This window comes from Caulobacter sp. GW821-FHT12A07 (assembly GCF_058807655.1).
On the sequence record NZ_JBXAQX010000011.1, the window covers coordinates 85,776 to 102,869 of the forward strand.

General features: G+C 69.4%; 16 protein-coding genes. 10 read left to right on the forward strand and 6 right to left on the reverse strand.

The window, feature by feature from the left end:
* Positions 1 to 3: 3 nt before the first annotated feature.
* The 3 genes from AC1RRS_RS20060 to AC1RRS_RS20070 form a co-directional block, all read right to left on the reverse strand.
* The gene (locus AC1RRS_RS20060; protein ID WP_492856694.1) at positions 4 to 570 is read right to left on the reverse strand and encodes a TadE/TadG family type IV pilus assembly protein; all 567 of its coding nucleotides are present in this window, start codon (positions 568 to 570) and stop codon (positions 4 to 6) included.
* Positions 567 to 1,157, reverse strand: a complete 591-nt coding sequence (locus AC1RRS_RS20065; RefSeq protein ID WP_492856696.1) for a TadE/TadG family type IV pilus assembly protein — start codon at positions 1,155 to 1,157, stop codon at positions 567 to 569. Before AC1RRS_RS20065 ends, AC1RRS_RS20060 begins: the two co-directional genes overlap by 4 nt.
* A gap of 129 nt (positions 1,158 to 1,286) precedes the next feature.
* A complete protein-coding gene (locus AC1RRS_RS20070; RefSeq protein ID WP_492856698.1) occupies positions 1,287 to 1,715 on the reverse strand; it encodes a pilus assembly protein N-terminal domain-containing protein in 429 nt (142 codons plus the stop codon).
* 315 nt (positions 1,716 to 2,030) lie between these two features.
* Between AC1RRS_RS20070 and AC1RRS_RS20075 the strand changes: the two genes are divergently transcribed.
* The 10 genes from AC1RRS_RS20075 to AC1RRS_RS20120 all read left to right on the forward strand — a co-directional run bounded on the left by AC1RRS_RS20075 (position 2,031) and on the right by AC1RRS_RS20120 (position 11,533).
* A complete protein-coding gene (locus tag AC1RRS_RS20075; RefSeq protein ID WP_110119565.1) occupies positions 2,031 to 2,210 on the forward strand; it encodes a Flp family type IVb pilin in 180 nt (59 codons plus the stop codon).
* Positions 2,211 to 2,238: 28 nt separating this feature from the next.
* Positions 2,239 to 2,415: a Flp family type IVb pilin gene (locus AC1RRS_RS20080; RefSeq protein ID WP_110119566.1), complete on the forward strand. Its 177-nt coding sequence runs from the start codon at positions 2,239 to 2,241 to the stop codon at positions 2,413 to 2,415.
* A gap of 183 nt (positions 2,416 to 2,598) precedes the next feature.
* On the forward strand, positions 2,599 to 3,111 hold the full coding sequence (locus AC1RRS_RS20085) for an A24 family peptidase (protein ID WP_110119567.1): 513 nt from the start codon (positions 2,599 to 2,601) through the stop codon (positions 3,109 to 3,111).
* A gap of 199 nt (positions 3,112 to 3,310) precedes the next feature.
* Positions 3,311 to 4,198, forward strand: a complete 888-nt coding sequence (gene cpaB, locus AC1RRS_RS20090) for a Flp pilus assembly protein CpaB (protein WP_487291975.1) — start codon at positions 3,311 to 3,313, stop codon at positions 4,196 to 4,198.
* Positions 4,195 to 5,700, forward strand: a complete 1,506-nt coding sequence (locus AC1RRS_RS20095) for a type II and III secretion system protein family protein (protein WP_492856701.1) — start codon at positions 4,195 to 4,197, stop codon at positions 5,698 to 5,700. The genes cpaB and AC1RRS_RS20095 overlap by 4 nt, the downstream gene beginning before the upstream one ends.
* 10 nt (positions 5,701 to 5,710) lie before the next feature.
* Complete coding sequence (locus tag AC1RRS_RS20100; RefSeq protein WP_492856702.1) at positions 5,711 to 6,436, forward strand: CpaD family pilus assembly protein; 726 nt, start codon at positions 5,711 to 5,713, stop codon at positions 6,434 to 6,436.
* On the forward strand, positions 6,433 to 8,040 hold the full coding sequence (locus AC1RRS_RS20105) for a cellulose synthase operon protein YhjQ/BcsQ (RefSeq protein ID WP_492856704.1): 1,608 nt from the start codon (positions 6,433 to 6,435) through the stop codon (positions 8,038 to 8,040). The genes AC1RRS_RS20100 and AC1RRS_RS20105 overlap by 4 nt, the downstream gene beginning before the upstream one ends.
* A gap of 6 nt (positions 8,041 to 8,046) precedes the next feature.
* On the forward strand, positions 8,047 to 9,543 hold the full coding sequence (locus AC1RRS_RS20110; RefSeq protein ID WP_492856705.1) for a TadA family conjugal transfer-associated ATPase: 1,497 nt from the start codon (positions 8,047 to 8,049) through the stop codon (positions 9,541 to 9,543).
* Between the two features lie 9 nt (positions 9,544 to 9,552).
* Entirely contained in the window at positions 9,553 to 10,530 is a 978-nt protein-coding gene (locus AC1RRS_RS20115; protein WP_492856707.1) for a type II secretion system F family protein, read from the forward strand.
* 13 nt (positions 10,531 to 10,543) lie between these two features.
* The gene (locus AC1RRS_RS20120) at positions 10,544 to 11,533 is read left to right on the forward strand and encodes a type II secretion system F family protein (RefSeq protein ID WP_110119573.1); all 990 of its coding nucleotides are present in this window, start codon (positions 10,544 to 10,546) and stop codon (positions 11,531 to 11,533) included.
* Between the two features lie 7 nt (positions 11,534 to 11,540).
* Here the strand turns inward: AC1RRS_RS20120 and AC1RRS_RS20125 are convergent, their stop codons facing one another.
* The 3 genes from AC1RRS_RS20125 to AC1RRS_RS20135 all read right to left on the reverse strand — a co-directional run bounded on the left by AC1RRS_RS20125 (position 11,541) and on the right by AC1RRS_RS20135 (position 17,085).
* Positions 11,541 to 12,566 carry a hypothetical protein gene (locus AC1RRS_RS20125; RefSeq protein WP_492856708.1) on the reverse strand — a complete coding sequence of 342 codons (1,026 nt, stop codon included), beginning with the start codon at positions 12,564 to 12,566 and terminating at the stop codon, positions 11,541 to 11,543.
* Between the two features lie 106 nt (positions 12,567 to 12,672).
* Positions 12,673 to 14,190: a tryptophan halogenase family protein gene (locus AC1RRS_RS20130; RefSeq protein WP_492856710.1), complete on the reverse strand. Its 1,518-nt coding sequence runs from the start codon at positions 14,188 to 14,190 to the stop codon at positions 12,673 to 12,675.
* A gap of 135 nt (positions 14,191 to 14,325) precedes the next feature.
* Positions 14,326 to 17,085, reverse strand: a complete 2,760-nt coding sequence (locus AC1RRS_RS20135; protein ID WP_492856711.1) for a TonB-dependent receptor — start codon at positions 17,083 to 17,085, stop codon at positions 14,326 to 14,328.
* Positions 17,086 to 17,094 lie beyond the last annotated feature (9 nt).

The window sequence follows — 17,094 nt, forward strand, 5'->3', positions numbered from 1 at the left end:
GCCCTAGGAGGTCGCCCAGGTCACCGAGTCGGACTTGCGCGGCCGCAGGTAGAAGGTGCGCTTGAAGGTGATGCTCTTGGAGATCAGCATCGAGGTCGGCGAGGCGTAGGTGTAGCTGGCCGTGCTCATGATGACGCTGCTGCTCTTGGGCAGCACGCCGTCCGAGACGGTGACGCTGGCGTTGGCCTTGGGGCAGTCCGAGGCGTTGCTGTTGGCGGTCCAGGCCACGGTGCCCTTGCGGGTGCCGTCGGAGGCGGCCGCGGTGGTGTCCGAGGTCAGGCTGACCAGGCACATCTTCAGGTTCGTCGACGAGAACGGCGACATCACCGTCTTGCCGATCGCGAAGATGTCGGTGATCCGGCTCTGGGTGATGGTGGCGTTCTGGGCCGCGATGTCGCCGATCAGCGAGGTGGTGTGGCTGAGGCGGCGCTGGGCCATCATCGCCTGGGTCACTTCGCACATGCCGAAATAGAAGAGGATCAGCAGCGGCGCCAGTACGGCGAACTCCACGGCCACGGCGCCGCGGGTGTCGCGCCAGAGGCGCGCGCGGGAGAGAAGGCGGGCGATCATGAGGGGCACGTCACGCTGCTGGCCGTGGTGCTGTTGTACGGCTCGTTGACGAAGGCGGTGGCGGCGGTGAGCGTGCGCTTGCCCTGGCTGTTGGTCGACAGGGCGCTCTGCAGCAGCGGCGTGATCACCGGCCAGGCGTAATAGGCGCGCACCACGACCAGCGAGGCCGGGCCGCCGGGATCCCAGCAGGTGGTGGTCGGGGTCGTCAGGCTGCTGGCCGAGGCGAAGGTGCTGACCGTGCGAACGTCGACGCGCAGGGCCGAGGCGCAGGGGCCCTCCAGCCAGGTCATGCGCGTGCAGACCGCGCTCTTGAAGCTGCTGGCGGTGCCGCTGGCGACCTGCACCTGGCCGGTGCGGATCTCGCGGCTGGTGTCGATGACCGCGTTCTCCAGGGTCACGCCGGCGAAGAAGATCAGCCCCAGCTCGATCAGGCCGAAGAACAGCAGCAGGAACGGGATCATCAGCAGGGCGAACTCGACCGCCGTCGCGCCGCCTTCGTCGCGCGCCAGGGCGGCCGCGCGACCCATGCGCAGGCGGCGGGCGGCGAGCCGCAGGCGGGCTCGGAACGATAAGGGCGGAGTCCCCATGCGAAGGTCCGTGGCTGATACCGGGCGACCTTAGCCCACGCTCCCTAACCGCCTCCTAATCGCGGGGCGGCGGGATCTGATCAGGAAGATGCGCGCGCCCGCGTATGTACGCGGGCGAGGGCGGCGGCTTTAGGGCTGGCCGGCCGCCGGGGCGCTGGTGGTCGAGGTCAGGACGGTGCAGCGACCGTCGCAGGCGTAGGTCGAGGCGTTGGCGCCGCGCTGGACGGTGACGGCGTCGGCCGAGACCTCGGTGACCAGCACCTGGCCGCCGGCCAGGGCGCGGCCCTGGGCGTCGAAGGCGAACACGGTGGTCACGCCCACGCGCTTGCCCAGGATCACCAGCGTGCGGTCGTTGACCACGCTGACGTCGGCGATCTGCGGGTCGCCGACCACGATCTCGCGGGCCGAGCCGTTCAGCGGCAAGGTGGTCGCCTGGCCGGCGGCCACCGAAAGGGTGCGAGGCGCGGCCGGCGAGGGCGCCGGAGTAGCAGCCTGAGCCGCGGCGGCGGCCGCGCAGAGGCTGAAGAAAGCGACGATGGCGAGCGAGAGGCGGCGCATGGCGGTCCTGTCGGAGCAAATTCAACGCCCATGACTTTGCGGAAGAATGGTCAATAAAAGACTAAGGACTGCTTGCCTGCGACAAACTGGACTGTTCAAAAGTCCTTAGAAATAAGGCGGTTGCGACGCTCCAAAACCGACTTGGTTAAGAGTTGATAATGGTAAAATTAAATAAACCAAAAGAAAAATCGCAGAAAAGTTCTGTTGTTTACTGTCGATTAAGCGAGGTTGGCGAAATTGATCGTGTTTTCGGGGGTGAACAAGTCGCAGCGGCTTGCTGACCCAGCCAAGTTTTTCTCAGCAGGAGATCAAGTCATGTCGAAGTTTGTCACGCGCTTCCTGAAGGACGAGTCGGGCGCCACGGCCATCGAATACGGCCTCATCATCGCCCTGATCGCCGTCGTCATCGTGACCGCGTTCACCACCCTGCGTCCGGCTCTGTCGAGCGCCTTCGGTAAGGCCACCACCGAGCTGAACACCGCGGCGGCCGGCTAATAGCCAGCTGTTGATGGAGAGGCGACCGATGGTTGTGTTCTGCGAACGCTTCCTGAAGGACAGCCGGGGCGCGACCTCGATCGAATACGGCCTCATCGCCGCCTTGATCAGCGTCGTCGTCCTGGCCGCCGTCCAGCTCCTGGTTCCGGCCATCGCCGGGGCCTTCGGCCAAGCCGAGACCCAGCTCAGAGCCGTCGCGCAGTAAAAGCGACAGCGCCGAGCTTCAGAACTTGGGCCGCGTCCTCGCAAGGGACGCGGCCCTTGTCTTTTTCGGGCTCTGCTTTCGCGATCTCTGGCGAAGTCTTCGGCTTCGTTTCGGCGCCGCTCGGAAACCATTGCTTCATTGGCCGTGGGGTAGGGTTGGTTCAGCAGCCGTCCGGAATTGCAGATGCAGACCCTGTCCTTTCTTCCCCTGATCGTCTTCGCGGGCCTGGCGGTGGTCGCCGGCCTGAAGGACGTCACCAGCTACACCATCCCCAACTGGATCTCGCTGGCCCTGCTGGGCGCTTTCCCGTTCGCGGCGCTGCTGGGCGGCGTGGGCTGGACCACGGCGGGCCTGTGCCTGGCGGTGGGCTTCGGCCTGCTGCTGGTCGGCATGCTGATGTTCGCCCTGCGCTGGGTGGGCGGCGGCGACGCCAAGTTCCTGGCCGCCTGCGCCCTGTGGATGGGCGTCACGGGCCTGCCTTCGTTCCTGCTGATCACGGCCCTGGCCGGCGGCGCCCTGACCTTCGGCCTGATGAGCCTGCGCTCGGGATGGCTGGAGCCGATCATCGCCGGCAGCCCGGCCTGGGTGCGTCGTCTCGGCGACAAGAAGGGCGACGTGCCCTACGGCGTGGCCATCGCGGTCGGCGCCCTGGCCGCTCTCCCGCAAAGCGCGATCGGCCTGGCGATCCTCAACTAATTTCGGCGCGCGCCGCGTTCGGCGGCCGCGTCAGGCTGTCGCGGCCGGGAAGCCCTTTGGAGGGCGGGTCCTTTAGCGGCTGTTAACCATGGGCGCCCCAGTCTGGGATGCGGCCAGAACGGCTGTCGATCCAAGCGTCCGCTGGCCTGAAGGCCGCGACGCCCGCAGCCCGCCTCGCCGACCAGAGCCCCGCCCGCGCATGAATCCCGTCAGAATCATCATCGTCCTGGTGGCCGCCGTCTCGGCGATCGGCCTGGCCGTGCTGATGCAGAAGGCCGTCGGCGGCAAGCCCGCCAAGGCCGCCGCTGTCGCCTCGGCCCCCGCTCCCGGCCTCGACGCCAAGCCCATGACCCTGGTCCTGGTCGCCAAGCGCGACCTGTCGATCGGCGCGCGCCTGGGCCATGACGACGTCGAGTGGAAGGCCTGGCCGGCCGACGCCGTCAGCCCCGTCTACATCACCAACGGCGCGGCTCCGGTCGAACCCGCCAACGGCGCGGCCAAGGCGGTCAAGACCGTCGGCGACGCCACCGGCCTGGGTGGGGCGGCTCCCGAAGCGGCCGTCGAAGGCGCGATCGTCCGCGACCCGCTGCTGGCCGGCGAGCCCATCGTGCCGCGCAAGATCGTCCGCGGCGGCGAGGGCGGCTACCTGTCCGTCGTGCTCTCGCCCGGCGCCCGCGCCATGGCCGTGCCGGTCACCTCCGAGACCGCCGCCGGCGGCTTCATCCTGCCCGGCGACCGGGTCGACGTGCTGCAGACCCGCGACGCGCCGAACACCGAAGGCGCCAGCTCTGGCAAGCAGGTGATGGCCGAGACCGTGCTTCAGAACATCCGCGTCCTGGCCCTGGACCAATCGACCACGGCCGACAAGGACGCCAAGACCATCGTCGCGGCCACCGCCACCCTCGAGGTGCGCCCGGCCGAGGCCGAGGCCCTGACCCGCGCCAAGGCGTCGGGTCCCGTCACCCTGGCGCTGCGCGCCTACACCGACCTGGGCGGCCCGTCCGGCGTCGCCGCGCCCACCCAGGACTCCACGGTCATCCGCATCAATCGCGGCGGACAGACTTCTAGCATCGCGGTGCGCCAATGATCCGCCGGTTCGCTTCCGTTTCTCTCGCCGTCCTGACGGCCCTGGCGCCCGCTATGGCCCCCGTGGCGGCCTGGGCCGACGGCCCGCCGGCCGGCGACCGGGTCTATCGCCCGGCCCGCGCCGTCTCGCGCCCCGTCGCGGCCGTTCCCGACTACGCGCCGGCGCCGGTCGCCGACCAGGTGCTGCGCATCGACCTGACCGCCGGTCCGGGCGCCCGCACGCTGAACCTGCCGCGCGGCAAGTCGGCGATCATCGAGCTGCCGTCCGACGTGCGCGACCTCTTGGTGACCAACCCGCAGGTGGCCGACGCCGTGCTGCGCAACCCGCGCCGCATCTATGTGCTGGGCCTGGGCAAGGGCACGACCGACGCTGTGTTCTTCGACGCGGCCGGCCGCCGGCTGCTGTCGCTGGCCATCCGCGTCGACGAGGACTCCAGCACGCTGCAGGACACCCTGCGCAAGGTGCTGCCCGCCTCGCGCATCGAGGTGCAGGCGGTCCGCGACAGCCTGATCCTGACCGGCATGGTCGCCAACGCCGCCGAGGCCAACACCGCCTCGCAGATCGCCGCCCAGTTCGTCTCCAAGCCCGACCAAGTGGTCAACCTGCTGTCGGTCGCCGGTAAGGACCAGGTGACGCTGAAGGTCCGGGTCATCGAGGTCCAGCGCAACATCGTCAAGCAGCTGGGCGTCAACGTCTCGGCCGCGCTGAACCAGCTGGGCAGCAACAACTTCTCGATCGGCTTCGAGCCCAAGTACGCGATCAACAACGGCCTGCAGGGCGGCGGCACGATCGGCGCCACCATCGGCGGCAGCAACAACAGCGCCACGGCCAGCGTGCAGGCGCTCGAGCGCGTGGGCCTGGTGCGCACGCTGAGCGAGCCGAACCTGACGGCGGTGTCGGGCGAGGCCGGCCGCTTCCTGGTCGGCGGCGAATTCCCGGTGCCCGTCGACATGTCGGAGACCGGCAAGGTCACCCTGCAGTTCAAGCCCTACGGCGTCAGCCTGGGCTACACGCCGGTGGTGCTGTCGGGCGGCCGCATCTCGCTGAAGCTGTCGACCGAGGTTTCCGAACTGACCAGCGTCGGCGCCTACAGCCTGACTTCCGGCACCTCGACCGTCGTGGTGCCCGGCCTCAGCGTGCGCCGCGCCGAGACCACGGTCGAGCTGCCGTCGGGCGGCTCGCTGATGATCGCCGGCCTGCTGCAGCAGCAGAGCAAGGAAAACATCGACGCCCTGCCGGGGCTGAAGAGCCTGCCGATCCTCGGCGGCCTGTTCCGGTCGCGCGACTATCTGAACGGCGAGACCGAACTGGTGATCCTGGTCACGCCCTACATCGTCGATCCGACCAAGCCGGCCGACCTGCAGACGCCGGCCGACGGCCTGCGGCTGGCGGGCGACATGGGCACGGTGCTGCTCGGGCGGCTGAACACGGTGGTCAACGCGCCGGCCGGCGCCAACGCCAACCGCAGCTATCAGGGGCCTGTCGGCTATGTCATCGAATAGGGACGCGGCCATGACGCGATGCAACCTCCAGCGCCTGGCCGCGACCGTCGCGGGCCTGGCCGTGCTCACCGCCCTGTCGGGTTGCGCCTCGGCCATGAACGAGGCGCGCGCCGACGCCGCGCCGATCGCGCCGCCGCCGGCGACGACCGAGACCCAGCAGTGGGAAGACCGCGTGCGCGTCGACTCCGCGCCGGACGAGATCCTGCTGGCCATCCACGCCGAAGGCCTGTCGCAACGCCAGGCCGAGGCGCTCGACGCCCTGGCCCTGCGCGGGATCCAGGCCGAAGCCCGCGAGATCGTCATCGGCGCGCCGGCCGGCGGCCGCGACCTCCGGGCCGTCGATCGGATGGTCTCGGCCGCCCGCGCCCGCCTGACCGCGGCTGGGACCGGCGACGCCGACATCCGCGTGACCAGCTACGACGCCGCCGGCGACAAGAGCCCGGTGCTGCGCGTGGGCTATCTGCGCCACACGGTGAGCACGCCCCTGTGCGGCCAGAACTGGGAAAACCTGACGGCCACCCGCAAGAACGACGTCTACGGCAACTTCGGCTGCGCCATCACGGCCAACATCGCCGCCCAGGTGGCCAATCCGCAGGACCTGCTCGGGCCGCGGCCGACCGCCCCGGTCGACGCCGGCCGCCGCGACACCGTGTTCGACAAGTATCGCAAGGGCGAGAAGACCTCGTCGGTTCGTGAGCCCCAGGCGTCCGGGGTCGTTTCGGAGGCGGTGAAGTGACGACTCGCGACCACGACCCCTTCGACCTGGGCTTCGAGGCCGACGACGAGTTCGCCTCGCCGGCCGCCGGCGATCCGTGGCGGGCCGCCCCCGCCGCGCCCATGGCCGCGCCCTCAGGCGCCCCTACGGCTGCCTACGCCGCCGCCTCGACCGCCCTCGGCGCCGATCCGTTCGCCGACTTCCCGCCGGCCCGTCCGCGTGTGGAGGCCGCTCCGCCCGTCGCGCCGTCCAACCCGTTCGCCGAACTGGCGCCCGCGGCCGCGGCCGCCTTCGCCGCCGCCCCGGCCGCTCCGGTCGCCCAGGTCGCGTCTCTGGATATCGCCCGCCCGCAGGCCGCGCCCCAGGTCCAGACCTGGTCCGCGCCGCCCGCCGAGGACATCCTGCCCGGCGCCGACGCCACCACCGGCGAGGCCAGCGTGCCGCGCATCGCCATCCACGCCTTCGGCGTGCGGGCCGAGACCCTGGCGATCATCGAGGCCGCCGCCGCCGACCGCCGCATGGCCCGCGCCAGCGTCACCGCCCGCTCCGGCGGCCTGGAAGCGGCCGTCGACTTCTATCAGAACCAGCCGACGCCCTCGCTGGTGCTGGTCGAGACCATGGACTCGGCCCAGCGCATGCTGGCCCTGCTGGACGGCCTGGCCCAGGTCTGCGACCCCGGCACCAAGGTCGTGGTCATCGGCCAGACCAACGACATCGCCCTCTATCGCGAGCTGATGCGCCGCGGGGTCAGCGAATACCTGACCCAGCCGCAGAGCCCCCTGCACGTGATCCGCGCGGTGTCCGCGCTGTATGCCGATCCTTCCGCTCCGTTCGTCGGCCGCCAGGTGGCCTTCGTCGGCGCCAAGGGCGGGGTGGGCGCCTCGACCCTCGCCCACAACTTCGCCTGGTCGATGGCCGAGCGCGTCGAGGCCGCGACGGTGATCGTCGACCTCGACCTGCCGTTCGGCACGGCCGGCCTCGACTTCAACCAGGACCCGCTGCAGGGCGTGCTCGACGCGCTGAGCCAGCCCGAGCGCCTGGACCCGGTGCTGATGGACCGCATGATGGTCCGCTGCGGCGACCGCCTGTCGCTGCTGGCCGCCCCGGCGACGCTGGAGCAGGACTACGACATCGGCGCCGACGCCTACGAGGAGGTGACGCAGAAGATGCGCGGCGCCGCCCCGTTCGTGGTGCTGGACCTGCCGCACAGCTGGGCCCCGTGGACCCGCCGGGTGCTGGTGGGCAGCGACGATCTCGTCATCGTCGCCACGCCGGACCTGGCCAGCCTGCGCAACGCCAAGAACATCGTCGACCTGGTGCGCCAGGCCCGTCCCAACGACGCGCCGCCGCGCCTGGTGCTGAACCAGGTGGGCGTGGCCGGCCGTCCCGAGATCCCGGTCAAGGATTTCGGCGAGGCCCTGGGCGTGACCCCGTCGCTGGTGTTGCCGTTCGATCCCAAGCTGTTCGGCCAGGCCGCCAACAACGGTCAGATGGTCGCCGAGGTGGCTCCGAAGTCGAAGGCGGCCGAGGGCATCGACCACCTGGCGCGGCTGATCAGCCGCCGCGAGGCGCCGCCGGCGGCCAGGTCGGCGTCCATCCTGTCGGGCCTGTTCAAGAAGAAGTAGGGGCGAATGTTCGGCAAGCGCGATCAGGCCACCGTCACCGAGCGTCAGGCGCCGCCGCCCGCCCCCACGGGCGGCGCGGCCATCGCCACGCGCCCGCAGCGCGTCGAACCGACCGCGCCGCCGCCCGCCCCCAAGGCCTCGGCGCCCGCGCCCAAGCCCACGCAAGGCCTGGAGCAGCTGCGCGCCGCCCAGGGCGCGGCCAACCAGACCGCCAACATCGTCCGTGAGCAGAGCGACTACTACCACGCCACGAAGACGACGATCTTCAACGCCCTGCTCAACACCATCGACCTCTCCCAGCTGGCCCAGCTCGACCAGAAGCAGGCCGCCGAGGAGATCCGCGACATTGTCGCCGAGCTGGTGGCGATCAAGAACGTCTCGATGTCGGTCTCCGAGCAGGAGCACCTGGTCCAGGACATCATCAACGACGTCCTCGGCTACGGTCCGCTCGAACCCCTTCTGGCCCGCGACGACATCGCCGACATCATGGTCAACGGCGCGCACCGGGTGTTCATCGAAGTCTCCGGCAAGGTGCAGCTGACCAATGTCCGCTTCCGCGACAATCTGCAGCTGATGAACATCTGCCAGCGGATCGTCAGCCAGGTCGGCCGCCGGGTCGACGAAAGCTCGCCGATCTGCGACGCCCGCCTTCCCGACGGCAGCCGCGTCAACGTCATCGCGCCCCCCTTGGCGCTGGATGGTCCCACCCTGACCATCCGGAAGTTCAAGAAGGACAAGCTGACGATGAAGAACCTGGTGGAGTTCGCCTCCATCAGCGCCGAGGGCGCGCGCGTCCTGGGCGTCATCGGCGCCTGCCGCTGCAACGTCATCATCTCGGGCGGCACCGGCTCGGGCAAGACGACCCTGCTCAACACCATGACCGCCTTCATCGACCCTACCGAGCGGGTCGTGACCTGCGAGGACGCGGCCGAACTGCAGCTGCAGCAGCCGCACGTGGTGCGCCTGGAAACCCGTCCGCCGAACCTGGAAGGCCAGGGCGCGGTGACGATGCGCGATCTGGTCAAGAACTGTCTGCGGATGCGTCCCGAGCGGATCATCGTCGGCGAAGTCCGCGGCCCGGAGGCGTTCGACCTCCTCCAGGCCATGAACACCGGCCACGACGGCTCGATGGGCACGCTGCACGCCAACAGCCCGCGCGAAGCCATCAGCCGCGTCGAGAGCATGATCACCATGGGCGGCTACGGCCTGCCCTCCAAGACCATCAAGGAGATGATCGTCGGTTCGGTCGACGTCATCATCCAGGCCGCCCGTCTGCGCGACGGCTCGCGCCGCATCACCCACGTCACCGAGGTGGTCGGGCTGGAAGGCGACGTGATCGTCACCCAGGACCTCTTCGTCTACGAGATCACCGGCGAGGACGAGCACGGCAAGGTGCTGGGCAAGCACCGCTCGACCGGCATCGCCCGGCCGCGCTTCTGGGACCGCGCCCGCTACTACGGCCTCGAGCGCGAGCTGGCCGAAGCGCTGGACGCGGCTGAGTAAGAGGCGGCCATGTTCATCCTGATCGCCGTCCTCGGCTTCATCACCATCGCGGGCCTGGGCTTCGTGCTGACGGGCGGCGGCGAAAGCGGCGGCGCCAAGGCCGCCAAGCGCGCCCAGGTGATCGTCGGCGGCGGCGAGCGCCAGGCCGCTGCGCGGGCCAAGGTCGCGGCCAACACCCCCGACGCCCGCCGCAAGCAGATCCTCAAGACGCTCAAGGAACAGGACAAGAAGCAGAAGAAGGCCACCCTGACGATCGCCGCCCGCCTGCGCGCCGCGGGCCTGGGCGAGAACGTCAAGATGTTCTGGATCATTTCCGGCGTCCTTGGCCTGATGGTCATGCTGGTGCTGCTGATCGTGCAGAAGATCCCGCTGGTGGCCCTGGGCGGTGGTTTCGCCGCCGGCTTCGGCCTGCCGCGCTGGGTGGTCGGGTTCCTGGCCGCCAAGCGCACCAAGAAATTCACCGAGGCCTTCGCCGACGCCGTCGACATCATCGTCCGCGGCATCAAGTCGGGCCTGCCGGTGCACGACTGTCTGAAGATCATCGGCAAGGAATGCCCCGAGCCCCTGGCCGGCGAATTCCGGATGCTGACCGAGAACATCGGCATGGGCATGCCGATCGACACCGCCCTGGAGCGCCTCTACGAGCGGATGCCGACCTCGGAAGTGCGGTTCTTCGCCATCGTGCTGAACATCCAGCAGAAGACCGGCGGCAACCTGGCCGAGGCGCTGGGCAACCTGTCGACCGTGCTGCGCGCCCGCAAGCTGATGACCGAGAAGATCAAGGCGCTTTCCGCTGAAGCCGTGGCCTCGGCCTTCATCATCGGCTGCCTGCCGCCGGGCGTGATGGTGCTGATCACCGTCATCGCGCCGGACTACATGACCACCCTGTTCACCGACACCCGCGGGCGGCTGATGCTGCTGGGGGCCGCGATCTGGATGAGCATGGGCATCTTCATCATGCGCCGCATGATCAACTTCAAGTTCTAGGGAGGGACGACGCATGGCCGCGATGCTGACCGACCCCTCGAACCTGCTGACCGCCTTCGTCGCGCTGGTCGTGTTCGCCACCATCATCACCCTGGCCGCGCCGGTGATGAACAGCAGCGGGCTGGAAAGCCGGCTGAAGTCGGTGGCCAACCGCCGCGAGGAGCTGCGCCGCCGCTCGCGCGCGGCCCTGGCCAACAAGGGCGCCGCCGGCGGCGGCACGCTGCGCCACACCGACGAGGGGATGTACAAGACCATCGTCGACCGGCTGCAGCTGTCCAAGCTGCTGGAAGATCCCAAGGTCGTCGACAAGCTGGCCCAGGCCGGCTTCCGCGGTCCCAAGCCGGTGTCGACCTTCTACTTCTTCCGCTTCGTGATGCCGTTCGCCTTCGCCCTGCTGGCGGCGACCTACCTGTTCGGCATCAACGGCTTCGGCCTGCAGACCATGCAGAAGCTGGCCCTGTGCGTGGGCGCCCTGACCATCGGCTACTACGCGCCCAACCTCTACATCCAGAACGTCGCCCAGAAGCGCCGCGAGTCGATCGTCTCGGCCTTCCCCGACGCCCTCGACCTGCTGCTGATCTGCGTCGAGAGCGGCATGTCGATCGAGGCGGCGATCCAGAAGGTCGGCAACGAGGTCGGCTCCAGCTCGATGGAGCTGGCCGAGGAGCTTTCCCTGCTCACCGCCGAGCTCTCCTACCTGCCCGACCGCCGCCTGGCCTACGAGGGCTTGGCCCGCCGGACCAACCACCCGGGCATCAAGTCGGTGGCTACGGCCATGATCCAGGCCGAGCGCTACGGCACGCCGCTGGGCGCGGCCCTGCGCGTCATGGCCAAGGAAAACCGCGAACTGCGCCTGTCGGCCGCCGAGAAGAAGGCCGCCAGCCTGCCGCCGAAGCTGACCGTGCCGATGATCGTGTTCTTCCTGCCGGTGCTGTTCATCGTCATCCTCGGCCCGGCGATCCTCAAGATCTCCGACCTGATGGCCAAGAAGCCGGTCGGCTGACGCGGCCTCAGAGGTTCCGCAGCAGGAAGTCGGCGCGATCGCGCACCGCGCCGCTGCGGTCGTCCAGCAGAGAACGGGCGATGTCGGCGGCGTCGGGCATTTCAGCGCGCCGGGCGTAAAGGCCATCCACGGCGACCTTGCGGACGAGCGCGAAGCGATCGCGTACGGCCGCGCGGATCAAGGCGTCCACATCGTGGGCTTCCAGCGGACGTTCCTTGGTCAGCATCACGCGTCGCCGTAGGCCGTAGGCCTTGTCGATCCACTTCCAGCCATAGCCGACGGGCCAGCGGGCGCGGCCGAACACCAGGGTCTCCAGCGCCACGGCCCGGACCGCCGGCATGGAGGCGCTCGCGGCGAGGGCCGGCAGGTGAGCGTCCACGGCCGGAAACCGCAGGATCGCTTGCAGGACGGCGCGGCCGGGGCCTGAGGTCATGGCCTCAAGTTCGCCCGCCAGGTGCTGGATCACGTCGGGACGAGCCAGGGCGGCGTCCAGCACGGCGGCCTCGCTCGTCCACCGGCTCCACGAGTGGCGTCGCTGCAGCAGGTAGTGCGCGGCGCTGGCCACGGCCTCGGGCGGGGCCAGGGGCAAAAGGCGCTCGGCGGCGGCCTGGGCCGCCTGACGCACCTCCGGGACCCAGTCGTTGAGTCGGATGGCGATGGCCAGGAATTCGAAGGCCGCCGCCGGCGGACGGTTCAGGCATTGGAGCGCGGCCTGGCGCAGGTAGCCGTTCGGGTCGAATGCTATCAGCCAGGCGATTTCAGGATGCTGGCGCAAGAGGCGTCGGCCGCGGTCGCGCCGGTCGCCTTGGGTGGAGAGGAAATACCAGCTTTGCTTCGCGCCCAGATTGGCGACGTCGTTGGGCGCGGCGGCGCGCAGGATCGCGAGGGCTTCTTCGGCGTTCGCCTGGTCAAAGGCGACGGGAATGGCCTCTTGTAGCGAGGCCTTGTTGGCCGGAGGGTCCAGCAGAGGCCGAGGCGTCGTTTGGACGCCCGGTCCGGCGAGCCTTTCGATCAGGGTTCTTATCCAGCGCATGGCCGCCTCCTTCGGCGGGCAGCCGTGGACGAAAAGGCGTGAGCGCGCAACTTCAAGCTTGGCCTTTCGGCCTTCTCTCCGAAAAGTTGGTCTCGCGCGTCGGCGATCACTCCGCCGCGCGCGTCTCCGCCTCCGCGCGGACGGCGCCGGCCAGGAAGGCCGCGTGGGTCGGCAGGGCGTTCGCCGTGCGGGCGGCGGCGTGGGCCAGGTCGGCCAGCCAGTCGTCGACGCGGGCGTCCGCAACCGCCGCCGTCATCGGGTGGGCGGCGGTCGGCGTCAGGCCCTGGCCCAGCAGCACCTGCACCCAGCTGGTTTCCTTGAAGAGGTCGTCCTCGTGGCTGAACACCCGGCCGGGGCCGGTGAACAGCGACAGGCGGTCGGCCAGGCTGCCTGGGATCTCCATCGCCTTGCGGCTGGCCCAGAACGGCGTGTCGTCGCGCTCGGTGGCCTTGTAGTGCAAGACGAGAAAGTCGCGGATGCGGGCGTATTCGTCGCCGGTCTGGCGGTTGAACTCGGCGATCAGGGCCGGGTCGAAGCCCTTGTCGGGGAACAGCGCCAGCAGGCGCGCCAGGCCCGATTGCACCAGGTGGATGCTGGTCGACTCCAGCGGCTCCATGAAGCCCGACGCCAGGCCCAGGGCCACGACGTTGCGGTTCCAGAACGCCTTGCGGCGGCCGGTGACGAAGGTCAGCAGGCGCGGCTGCGCCAGCGGTTCGCCCTCCAGATTGTCCATCAGCACCTGGCGGGCCGTCTCCTTGTCGGTCCAGGCGCTGGAGAAGACGTGACCGTTGCCGGTGCGGTGCTGCAGGGGGATGCGCCACTGCCAGCCGGCGTCGCGGGCCCAGGCGCGGGTGTAGGGAACCGGCGGGGCGGCGTCGCGGCTGGGGACGGCCCAGGCGCTGTCCATCGGCAGCCAGCGCGACCAGTCCTCGTAGCCGGTCTTCAGCGCCTCCTCGATCAGCAGGCCCCGGAAGCCCGAGCAGTCGATGAAGAGTTCGCCCTCCACCCGGCGGCCGTCCTTCAGGGTCACGGCCCGCACGAAGCCGCTGTCGGAGTCCTGGTCGACCCCGACCACCCGGCCCTCGACCCGCTGCACGCCTTGGGCTTCGGCATGGCCGCGCAGATGGCGGGCGTAGAGCACGGCGTCGAAGTGGAAGGCCCAGTTCAGCGGCTCGCCGCTCTCGGGAGCGACGCGGGCGAAGCGCCCGGCGCGGGCGGCCAGGGCGTTGGCCGACCAGGCCCAGAAGTCCTCGCCGGCGGTTCCGCGCCGGCGGGCGTCCAGCCACCAGTGGTGGAAGGGCGTGGTGCCCAGCGAGCGTCCGACTTGGCCGAAGGCGTGCATGTAGCGGTGGCCGGGGCGCAGCCAGTCGACGAACTCGATGCCCAGCTTGATGGTCCCCTGCGTCGCCCGCAGGAAGGCGTCTTCGTCCAGGCCGATGAAGGCGTTGAAGAACCGCAGCTGCGGGATCGAGGCCTCGCCGACCCCGACCGTGCCGATCTCCTCGGACTCCACCAGCGTGATCTTGGCGGAAGGGCCCAGGGCCCGGACCAGCAGGGCCGCGCTCATCCAGCCGGCCGTGCCGCCGCCGACGATGACCAGGTTGCGGATCGGTCCTGCGTTCATGGCGTGCTCCCTGGCGCGACCCGCGCCCGCCTTCTTGCGAGGCGGCTGCGCATCGTCGCGGTCTCCTGAAAAAAGAAAACCCCCGTCGTCGCAGGAAGCCGACGGGGGCGCGAGGACGCGGGGGAAGTGCGCGCCTTAGAACTTGTAGGCGACACCGACGAGGTAGGTGCGGCCGTACTCCTGGTAGTCGATGATCTGGCGCTCATCGCCGTTCTGGTAGGTGACGAAGGGCTCGTTGGTCAGGTTGTTGACCTGGGCCGTCAGCGACAGGCCCTTCAGCGGGCCGTTCTCGAACGAGTAGCCGATCTGGCTGTCGAGCACGGTCTCTTCCTTGACCATCCGGTAGGTGCGGCCGTTGCCGAAGCCGGAGACCTCGCCCAGGAACTTCGAGCGGTAGCGCTCGCTGAGACGGGCCGAGAAGCCGCCCTTCTCATAGTAGACGGTCAGGTTGCCGACGGTCTTCGACAGGCCCGGGATCGGGATCGACGGGTCGCTCAGGCTGTACTGGATCTCGCTCTCGGTGCGCGAGGCGCTGAAGATCGCGCCGAAGCCCTCGAGGACGGGGTGGATCAGCGAGCCCGGCATCGAGACCGTGAACTCCAGGCCCTTGATCGAGCCGCCCTGGCCGTTCTGCGGGATGGTGATGTAGCCCTGGCGCAGCACCGGCTCGGGGTTGGCGCCGATCGGATAGCCGGTGAAGTCGTGCAGGACGCTGGCGTCGTACACGTAGGTCTTCAGGTCCTTGTAGAAGGCGGCCAGCGAGACATAGGCCTGGCGGCCGAAATACTTCTCGTAGGAGACGTCGATGGCGTTGGCGCGCCACGGCTCCAGCTCAGGGTTGCCGCCGCTGCCGCTCCAGGGCGAGTTGGCCAGGCTGGTGCTGGTCGCGAGCGCCGAGTTGTAGCTGTAGTTGGTGCTGGCGCGCATCTGGTCCATCCGCGGACGGGCCAGGGTGCGGGCCGCGGCGAAGCGGATCACCTGCTCGTTGGGCAGGCGCAGCTGCAGGTTCACGCTGGGCAGGAAGTCGACATAGCTCGTGCCGCCCGACAGCTGGGTCTGCTGGGTTGCCGTGCCGGTGCCGCTGGCGCCCAGGGCGTTGGAGCTCTGGTCGGTGTTGACCACCTGGAAGCCGAAGTTGCCGGTCAGGGCGTGGCCGCCGACCTCGGTCTCGATGTTGGCCATCAGGTAGCCGACCGTGACCTTCTCCTCGACTTCCCAGCTCTTGACCAGGACGTCGGCGTTCGGGTTGCGGATCTTGGTGTAGGTCCCGTTGTTGAGCAGCGAGAACGGGTCGTAGGCGACGACGCCCGACAGGCCGGCGAAGCCCAGCGAGGTGACGCCCAGGATGGCGCTCGACGGGATCGTGACGCTGGCCGGGGCGCCGACGACGCTCAGGAACCATTCGTCGTTCACGAGGCCCTTGGTGCGTTCGCTGTAGTTGACGCCGAAGGTGATGCTGGACAGGCCGCTATCGGGGTTCAGGTCGCGCTTGGCCGAGAAGCGGGCGGCCTTCAGCTCGTCCTCGATGGTCGGCATGTTCAGGTAGCCGTCCTGGCCGCCCGTGACGACGTCGCCGCCCCAGCCTTGCGAGCTGGTCAGCTTGGTCACCGCCGGATCGCCGTAGTTCAGGGCGTTCTTGAAGCTCGCCCCGTGGTCGCTCATCGAGAAGCTGACGGTGTCTAGCGCGCCCAGGGTGTTGCGGCCGGTGCCGGCGTAGGTCTCCAGGATCATGTCGGTGCGCTCGACCTTCGACCAGGAGAGGTCGGTGTCGATGGTCCAGCTGTCGCCGACGCTCCAGCGGTTGTTCCAGCCCAGCGACCAGATGTCGGCGTCGCGGTCGTTGCCGTCGTTGCGGATCACCGGCTTGACGTTGGAATAGGTAGCGTTGGTGATCATGCCGCCCGAGGCGGTGGTCCCGCTGATGGCGGGACCGGGACGCGTGCCGTTGGCGTCGGTGGCGCCGCCGCCCCAGGCCAGCGGGATCTCCATGCCGCGCACCAGCTGGTGGTTCTCGAACTTCGAATAGAAGACGTCGAGCGTGCTGGTGAAGGTGTCGGTCGGGGCGAACTCGACCGTGGCCATCACGCCGTCGCGCTTCAGCTTGCTCGACATGGCGGTGACCCGCGCGCCGCCGAGCACCAGGTTGCCGGCGCCGTCGGTGGGATAGCCCCAGGCGTTGAAGCGCTGGGCCTGGTAGGGCGACTCCATGTGTGCGTAGCCGATGGCGACGCCCAGCTTACCGTCCATGAACTGGTCGATGTAGGAGATGTTGAAGCGGTTGCCGTGGGCCGACGAGCCCGGGTTCAGCGCGCCGATGTCGTTCCACTCGTAGCGGGCGCCGACGGCGAAGGCGCGCTTGCCGAACTTCAGCGGGCGGATGGTGCGCATGTCGGCGGTGCCGGCCAGGCCCTGGCCCAGCAGCGAGGCGTCGGGGGTCTTGTAGATGACCACGCCGCTCAGCAGTTCCGACGGATACTGGTCGAACTCGACGCCGCGGTTGTCGCCGGTCGAGACCTGCTCGCGGCCGTTCAGCAGGGCGGTGGTGAAGTCCGGGGCCAGGCCGCGGATCGAGATCACCTGGCCGCGGCCGTCGAGGCGCTGGGCGGTCAGGCCGGGCAGGCGGGCGATCGACTCGGCGATCGACACGTCGGGCAGCTTGCCGATGTCTTCGGCCGAGACGGCCTCGACGATCGAGGTCGAGTCCTTCTTCAGCGAGATGGCGCCTTCGATCCCGCGGCGGATGCCGGTGACGGTGATCTCCTCGACGGTGTCGGGTTCGGTGGTCTGGGCGGCGGCCGGCGTGGTTTGAGCCTGGGCGGCTCCGGCGGCGATCATCAGCGCCAGCCCCGTTCCGCCCATCAGCGCCGCGCGGCGCAGCTTGAATCGGATGTCCATGATGTTCCC

Coding starts and splice junctions, on each gene's coding strand:
- AC1RRS_RS20135 (WP_492856711.1), bottom strand. CDS start 17,085: ATGGACATCCGATTCAAGCTGCGCCGCGCGGCGCTGATGGGCGGAACG.
- AC1RRS_RS20075 (WP_110119565.1), top strand. CDS start 2,031: ATGTCGAAGTTTGTCACGCGCTTCCTGAAGGACGAGTCGGGCGCCACG.
- AC1RRS_RS20120 (WP_110119573.1), top strand. CDS start 10,544: ATGGCCGCGATGCTGACCGACCCCTCGAACCTGCTGACCGCCTTCGTC.
- AC1RRS_RS20080 (WP_110119566.1), top strand. CDS start 2,239: ATGGTTGTGTTCTGCGAACGCTTCCTGAAGGACAGCCGGGGCGCGACC.
- AC1RRS_RS20065 (WP_492856696.1), bottom strand. CDS start 1,157: ATGGGGACTCCGCCCTTATCGTTCCGAGCCCGCCTGCGGCTCGCCGCC.
- AC1RRS_RS20060 (WP_492856694.1), bottom strand. CDS start 570: ATGATCGCCCGCCTTCTCTCCCGCGCGCGCCTCTGGCGCGACACCCGC.
- AC1RRS_RS20100 (WP_492856702.1), top strand. CDS start 5,711: ATGACGCGATGCAACCTCCAGCGCCTGGCCGCGACCGTCGCGGGCCTG.
- AC1RRS_RS20085 (WP_110119567.1), top strand. CDS start 2,599: ATGCAGACCCTGTCCTTTCTTCCCCTGATCGTCTTCGCGGGCCTGGCG.
- AC1RRS_RS20070 (WP_492856698.1), bottom strand. CDS start 1,715: ATGCGCCGCCTCTCGCTCGCCATCGTCGCTTTCTTCAGCCTCTGCGCG.
- AC1RRS_RS20130 (WP_492856710.1), bottom strand. CDS start 14,190: ATGAACGCAGGACCGATCCGCAACCTGGTCATCGTCGGCGGCGGCACG.
- AC1RRS_RS20125 (WP_492856708.1), bottom strand. CDS start 12,566: ATGCGCTGGATAAGAACCCTGATCGAAAGGCTCGCCGGACCGGGCGTC.
- AC1RRS_RS20115 (WP_492856707.1), top strand. CDS start 9,553: ATGTTCATCCTGATCGCCGTCCTCGGCTTCATCACCATCGCGGGCCTG.
- cpaB (WP_487291975.1), top strand. CDS start 3,311: ATGAATCCCGTCAGAATCATCATCGTCCTGGTGGCCGCCGTCTCGGCG.
- AC1RRS_RS20110 (WP_492856705.1), top strand. CDS start 8,047: ATGTTCGGCAAGCGCGATCAGGCCACCGTCACCGAGCGTCAGGCGCCG.
- AC1RRS_RS20095 (WP_492856701.1), top strand. CDS start 4,195: ATGATCCGCCGGTTCGCTTCCGTTTCTCTCGCCGTCCTGACGGCCCTG.